At 40.5% G+C, this 6,903-nt stretch carries 5 protein-coding genes; all 5 read right to left on the bottom strand.

The window, feature by feature from the left end:
- Positions 1-114: 114 nt before the first annotated feature.
- The 5 genes from AC1DG9_RS20615 to AC1DG9_RS20595 all read right to left on the bottom strand — a co-directional run bounded on the left by AC1DG9_RS20615 (position 115) and on the right by AC1DG9_RS20595 (position 6,744).
- Positions 115-516, bottom strand: coding sequence for a GNAT family N-acetyltransferase (locus tag AC1DG9_RS20615; RefSeq protein ID WP_337717414.1), 402 nt, complete (start codon positions 514-516; stop codon positions 115-117).
- Between the two features lie 274 nt (positions 517-790).
- The gene (locus AC1DG9_RS20610; protein WP_337717412.1) at positions 791-1,249 is read right to left on the bottom strand and encodes an SRPBCC family protein; all 459 of its coding nucleotides are present in this window, start codon (positions 1,247-1,249) and stop codon (positions 791-793) included.
- A gap of 229 nt (positions 1,250-1,478) precedes the next feature.
- Entirely contained in the window at positions 1,479-1,976 is a 498-nt protein-coding gene (locus tag AC1DG9_RS20605) for a lipid-binding protein (protein ID WP_288882637.1), read from the bottom strand.
- A 23-nt stretch (positions 1,977-1,999) separates the two neighbouring features.
- Positions 2,000-3,505, bottom strand: a complete 1,506-nt coding sequence (locus AC1DG9_RS20600) for a SusD/RagB family nutrient-binding outer membrane lipoprotein (RefSeq protein ID WP_288882639.1) — start codon at positions 3,503-3,505, stop codon at positions 2,000-2,002.
- A 23-nt stretch (positions 3,506-3,528) separates the two neighbouring features.
- Positions 3,529-6,744, bottom strand: coding sequence for a SusC/RagA family TonB-linked outer membrane protein (locus tag AC1DG9_RS20595; RefSeq protein WP_337717410.1), 3,216 nt, complete (start codon positions 6,742-6,744; stop codon positions 3,529-3,531).
- Positions 6,745-6,903 lie beyond the last annotated feature (159 nt).

Raw genomic sequence — 6,903 nt, 5'->3', positions numbered from 1 at the left:
ACTTAGGGTATTTGAAAAAGAAATAGCCGGAAAAATCGTTTACCAGCTATTTTCAAAATTGGGGAGAAGGAATGAAGTGGGTTATCTGCTTAAAACAGAATCAGGTACTCAAATTCAACGAAATCTCAACCAGTCCTCATAATGCATTTCAAATTTAGTCTCTCCGTTAGCATAACTTCCGATAGGAGTCCAGCCTTGAAAATTATAGAATCGTTCTGCCCGGGTACCCGGGGATGTCCCCAACACCACCGTATCAGTGGTTTGTTCAAAATACCAATCGATCATTAGCCTGTGCAACTCCTTTCCAATCCCCTTTTCTGCAAATTCTGGATCAACAAATAGCGCCCAAACACTTCTTTCCATGAGGTCTATAATAGAGAAACCCACCACTAGCCCATCCACTTCACAAACCCATCCCTTTCCTTTCTCGGAAATGTAATATGCTACATCTTTATCTGGAACAAGATTAGGATCACTTAGTGTATTCTCTTTCACCAAGTGTCTCACTATCTGCATCTGTTTTATATCTGAAAGTTCCGCAGTTCTAAAAATCATAATCACAAAAATACAAATCCTAACCATTTTTTTTTCGAGGGATTAAAAGAATGGCGTGATATATTGTCCGTTATAGGATTCTGTGAGCGTATAAATATTGGCCTTGATTACACTGGCTATATTCAAGAACTCGAGTCAGCTGGATTTACGCTTTTCGGTTTACAACCGTAGTAGCAGATTACTCAATAACATCAAAAAAGACATGGGTTTATTTGATCTTGAACTTACTCCCATTTTACACATTGGTTTCCAGGATGGTCTTCAAATTGTTCATGTAATTTCGCATTGATCTTCTGGTCACAACATCAATATTTAACTTAGGTAAGCTGAAGCCCAAAGCATGCTTGACTATGCTCTGATCAAATTCGAGTCGATAAATGAACCGTGTAGAATCACCTTCGCAAATCTGCACACTCCGGGTACTTTTCAAGTAATGGGGATCACCATCAAGCGTTTGGTATAAAATCATATCATTTTGCTGAAACGCTATGCATTCCAGTCGGCGGATATATTGAGGGATCTTTCTGGAAAGAAAGGAGCTTTCTATTGCAATATTTCCTATTTCCAAGTCAGCCTGTGATGAAGTCAATATCACCTCTGTTCTCCATTCTCTGTCATTCCTCAAGTCAGAGATATAGTTATAAACGTCCTTATGGGGTGCATTGATGACGACTTGTATTGTTTGATCAATCATATTCTTACGTCTCTAAATTTGTGTAACCGATTAAAAAGGATTGTATTTACTTCACAGCTTTTTAACCTAAGAGAAGTCTGATGACTTGTTCTATCAACCCTCATAATTTTAAACCATATTCACACCGTCTCAAATAAGTAATAGACTATTCCAGTGCTCGGAATAGTCTATTGAGAACCTTTTAAGTTAGGCGCAGCAGCAAAGTGATTAAAGGCTGCTGCGCAGTACATCATTTAGGACGATCCTCTACAAATCCAGTTTTATGTCTTCCTGTCACTTTGAATGTAGCACCATCAATATTCAGGTCAAATGTGATCGAATCTGTAGGTGTACCCGATCCGGGACCAACAGTCCCATTTGTGATGATTCGGCCATTTGAAATGCTAAAACTTGTGTAAGGAGCCCCAACAGCGACATTAGTAACATTTGATACCGAGAAAGTCTGACTCCCAAGATCTACATTTATCTTTCCTTTGATTGCTATATTCTTCGTCCCAGCTCTCAGACCCGTACTTTGAATCCAAAACTGTTTAGCACTATTGTCTGCTGTATTGAAACTATACAAATTATATCGCTTCGCAGAATTGTCCACCGATACATGCCAGTCACCTGACATTTTTTGCATTACTGTTCCTCCATAATCTACGTCCTTTTTGCAGCTTGTAGCATATACGGCTGCAATAACCATCAACATTAAAGTCAATATCTTATTATTATTAATTTTCATCTGAATCTCTTTTGATTAAAAAACTATTTTCCCCACCAAACTTTGGTATAAATCGGCACCTCGGCTGGGGTATTGGTATTTCTACTTTTTTCATACTCTGGATAAACTAATCTTCTAGGAAAATTTCCCGCACCGGTAACACCTCTGGATGCATAAACTAAAGTACCCGGTTGGTAATCTTCCTCTGTTGAATATACAGGGCTAATCCTTGGGTAACCTGTTCTGTTTTGTTCAAAGAAAGCTTCCAAAGCATGGGAACCAAATAGTGACGCCCACTTCTGAACAATTATCTTTTCTATTTTTGTCTCCAGGTTGGCAGTTGTAGGGTATTTGTACGGACCAGCCAATAAAGTTGTAGGGCCAGGCAAGCCAAGATTTGTAAACGCTGCTGTTACTCCTTCATTGTACTTCAATTCCGCTCCTGAACCTCCATAGTAACGTTCCAAAAATTCTGCCTGCATGAAGCAAGACTCGGCTTTAGTGATGAACCAAACCGGTGCTGTAGGAGCAATAACAGGAACTACCGCATCAAAATATTCTGGGTGACTACTTTGATTCCAAAAATCACCTTGATTAATTGTAGGCACAGGGCTATCCACACCGAAATAAACCTGGGCCCGAGGATCCGCGTTTTGTTCCAGCCAGCTTACCAGCGTTGCACTCGCTTTTAGGTTATCTGTTGTATTCAGCCTTCTGAAGTTGTACTCAAACAAAGGATTACTTTTATTAGGAACATTCTCATACCCGGCCACACCTGCATTGGTGGTCAAAAATTTAGCATCTCCATCATACATTGCCTTGATACCCGCCTCAGCCTCCGTAGGTTTTACATAGGCCATTCTTAAGTACATTTTAAGCTTTAAGGTGTTTGCAAAACGCTCCCAGTTCTCCATCTGATCCTCAAAGGATGCATTGCCATTATCTCCAAAAACTAAGTCTATTCTACTGTCCGTATCTAGATGTGGTGTATTATGAAAGTCTTTTGCTAAGGCTGCATCGATTCCTTCAATCAATGATTTGTAGATGGTATATCCATCATCAAATTTGGGTTGCAAAAATGTACCAACCTTCAGGGCTTCAGTATAGGGAACTTTGTCAAACAGATCCACAAGAACCTGGTAGGTATAGGCCCGCATCACTGTAGCCATGAGATTATAACGCCAATCCTTTGCCACAACAGCTTTCTCAATTGCAAGCTGATAGTCCGCCAATGCTCCTGAATAAAGTTCCTGATAAGGGCTGTTTATAAAGGACGATGAATTTGGAACATCATAAGTGTCGAGACTAATGTATTGACTTGAAGAGTTATTTTGTGTCCAATGCTGAGACCAGATCCCGCCAACAATCGCTAAGTCCCCCCCTACTCTTCCTGCAGTTGAAATCACTCCTGAAGGGATTAGTGATTCAGGATTTGCCTTCTCCAGCAATGGCTTATTGGGATCTATGTTTATGTCTAACTTACTGCATCCACCACTACTTATGAGTCCAGCAAGTGAGCACACCATAATGACTTTATTTAAATTTTTCATTTGTATAAACAATTAATTGAAGATTAAAAGGTTAGATTTAAAGAAACGCCGAAATTCCTTGTGGATGGACCAGTTCTAAACTCYCCGAATTCACTGGAAAGGTCGTTACCAAAATTTGAAACCTCAGGATCTATGGTTATATTCTGTTTGGGCAACCAGGTAAGCAAATTCCTACCGTAAAGGGTGATCATCGCCTTGTCAGTTCCTATCCTTCTTGCAATGTTCTTAGGCAGGGAATACGCAAGCGTAACGTCTCTGAGCTTTAGGTATGTTTTGTCAATAATCCTATCCTTATAAGAAATTGCCCTTCCCAGGTTGGTATAATAATAGGAATAAACATTGTTTTCGGTAATCGGATTTGTATTCTCTACATAAGTCACTTTGCCCGCATTATCCACAACTTTTACCACTGAATTAGGCACAATAAACGTACGTCGGTCGTTAAAAACTGTATTTGCAGCATTACCCACAAAATTTAGCAAATCTGCTGTGCCGGAATAGAATAGGCCTCCCTTTTTAAAATCCAGCGTGAAGCCGAACATAAAATCCTTATAAGTGAAAGTATTGGTAAAGCCCATTACGAAATCGCGCTGAGAGGAGCCATAGGTTCCCAGATTAGGTGCAGAAGCGGGAAATCCATTTGAACTTACCACAATACGTCCTTCTGGATCATAAACTGGCACAGGAGCCTCAAATACGCCTAAAGGCTGACCAACCTTAGCCACAAATTGCGCATCAAATACAGCATTTAAGATTACCTTGCTCAGTCCATCCGGCAATTCGAGAACAACGTTTCTATTTCTTGTAAAGGTATATCCAATATTCCAACTCATATCATCAGTTCTTATCGGAACCCCGCTCAATGTGATCTCAATACCTCTATTACGCACCTTTCCGAAATTTACGACTCTGAGGTTTACACCAGTAGATGGCGCAGAGACAATGGGTAGAATCTGATCATTGGTAACGCGGTTGTAATATGAGAAATCCAGTCCTAGACGGTTATCGAAAAACTTTATCTCCGTCCCAAATTCAGTTTCTGTGCTGATCTCCGGTCTCAGTTTGGTATTATTTAAAGTATTAGAAATACTATACCCACCTACTCCTCCAAATGGGAATGAAGTATAAGCACCTCCACCCAAAAAAACATTGGTTTTAGTCAGCGTATTTAACACACTATAAGGATCGGTATCACTTCCCGTTTTACCATAAGCTGCTCTTAATTTGAATAAAGACAGTTTAGCATTGCTCATATCGATCATCTGAGACAGGATCAAAGAAAAATTGGCACCAGGATAAAAATAGCTTCTTTGCGCGCTTGGCAGGGTTGAACTCCAATCGTTTCTTGCATTCAAAGTCAAATAAGCAAAAGAATTATATCCCAAAGTGGCAGAGGCATAAGCACCGAAAAGCCTGCGCTGCTTACTGGTCTGACTGCTCGTTGGGGCGTTCCCTGAGTTATCAATCTGATATAAGCCAGGGATCAACAGATCTTCAATACCGGTATATAAAACTCTTGAACCCCTGTCATTGAAGTTTAAGCCGATCAATCCCGTTACATTAAATTGATCGGAGAATTTCTGATCAAATAGCGCATTGAGCTTGGAATCAAACTCAAAATATTTTTCTGAACCATCAACAACATTTCCAACACTTGCCTGCCTAACGATTTGCTCATCGTTACCACCTCCAGACCATGAACCCTGAGTTGGTGAATTCTTAGCATTCCAAATCTTATCGACGATATTACTCACATCAACGCCTTGCTGAAATTGAAGCGTCAGCCATTCTAATGGTTTTATTTTCAGATCAAGGTTGCCATAGAACCTGTCGCTTTTAAATGTCGCACCATTCTCAAAAACTGAATAATATGGATTTTGTGTAAAAGGACTATAGAAGCCATCTACATCAAAGTATTTATTGTTGTAGTCTTTAAATTTTGAGATTTCGAAATTAACCGGAATCTGTAGAATATCCTCATAAAAAGAAGAGCCCACCCCTGAATTCGCCTGACCAGTCTGTACTGTCCTGGTGTTCTTTCCAAGATAGTTTAAACCTGCAGTAATGGATAGGTCTTTAAACTTAGTAGAACCATTCAAACTTATTGTATTTCTTTTATATACATCACTGGAGCCTGGCAAAATGCCGTTGCTGTTTACATTTCCGTAAGAAAGTCTAAATGTCGACTGATCTGTACCCCCGCTAAAAGAGATTGTATTATTGTACTCCTGACTGGTATCAAAAGCATCTCTGAAACTATTTTTAGCTGCGGCAAAGGTCTGAGACAAACGCTTTCCATCAACTTTAGATCCCCAATCCCGCGTTTGCCCATCAAATCTTGCTCCCCAGCTACCATTTTCAGCAATCCAACTTTCATACGCAAAACCCTGTCCATATTTATCCTGTAGCTTAGGTACATTTGTTACCTGCGAAAAGGCTGCAGCTGAAGTGAGGTCTACCTTGAAAGCACCTGCTTTTCCTTTTTTAGTAGTAATTAAAATGACACCATTGGATGCCCGCGATCCATATAAGGAACTTGCCGCAGCCCCTTTTAGAATACTAATCGTCTCAATATCTCCGGGATTGATGTCATTGGCAGCATTACCAAAATCATAATTCTCTTTTAAATCTCCAAGACTATTGACCGGGGAGGCATCTCCGGGCCTCGAATTGTTTACTGGAACACCATCAATAACATATAAGGGCTGATTGTTACCAGCGATAGAAGAGAATCCCCGAATTACCGTCTTGCTGGATCCGCCGGGTGAGCCTGAAGTAGCGGAGATATCTACACCGGCAACCTTACCTTGTAGACCCGACATTAAATTTACCGGGGAAGCCCTATTGATTTCGTCCCCACCTACCTGTGCAACGGAATAGCCATTTGTCCGGCTAGCCCTGTTGATACCAAATGCTGTTACGACCACTTCTGTTAGCGATTTATTTTCACTGCTTAGTATCACATTAATGACCAGTTCATTACCGACAGTTTTAGTTTGTCCAACATATCCAACGTAAGCAAACTCAAGGATAGCACTACTTGCAGCTTCAAGAATATATTTCCCATCGGGTCCCGTTACCGTCCCCTGCTGTTTTCCTCTGACTTTTACACTGACACCCGGTAGCGGTCCACCGCCATCGGAGTCAGTCACTTTTCCTGATATTTTCTTGTCTTGGGCAACTGCACCATAACAGAAAAGCAATAGGAAGATCATTTTCAATAGTAATCTTTGTTTCATGCTTTAGTTTTTGAATAAATAATATTTAGTTAGGCCCACCATACCTCAGGCCAGGCAGGCAAATTAGCTGCTTGCAGAAAAACAAAGTATCCAAAAAACACCTATTGCGCTGGCGATGAAAGTTGCCATATCATTTTTGCATCTCAAGCAGAATGGACC

The sequence above is a fragment of the Pedobacter sp. 05L430 genome, assembly GCF_056397585.1.
This window is presented reverse-complemented; position numbering and strand designations above follow the sequence as displayed.

Coding starts and splice junctions, on each gene's coding strand:
- AC1DG9_RS20610 (WP_337717412.1), bottom strand. CDS start 1,249: ATGATTGATCAAACAATACAAGTCGTCATCAATGCACCCCATAAGGAC.
- AC1DG9_RS20615 (WP_337717414.1), bottom strand. CDS start 516: ATGCAGATAGTGAGACACTTGGTGAAAGAGAATACACTAAGTGATCCT.
- AC1DG9_RS20605 (WP_288882637.1), bottom strand. CDS start 1,976: ATGAAAATTAATAATAATAAGATATTGACTTTAATGTTGATGGTTATT.
- AC1DG9_RS20600 (WP_288882639.1), bottom strand. CDS start 3,505: ATGAAAAATTTAAATAAAGTCATTATGGTGTGCTCACTTGCTGGACTC.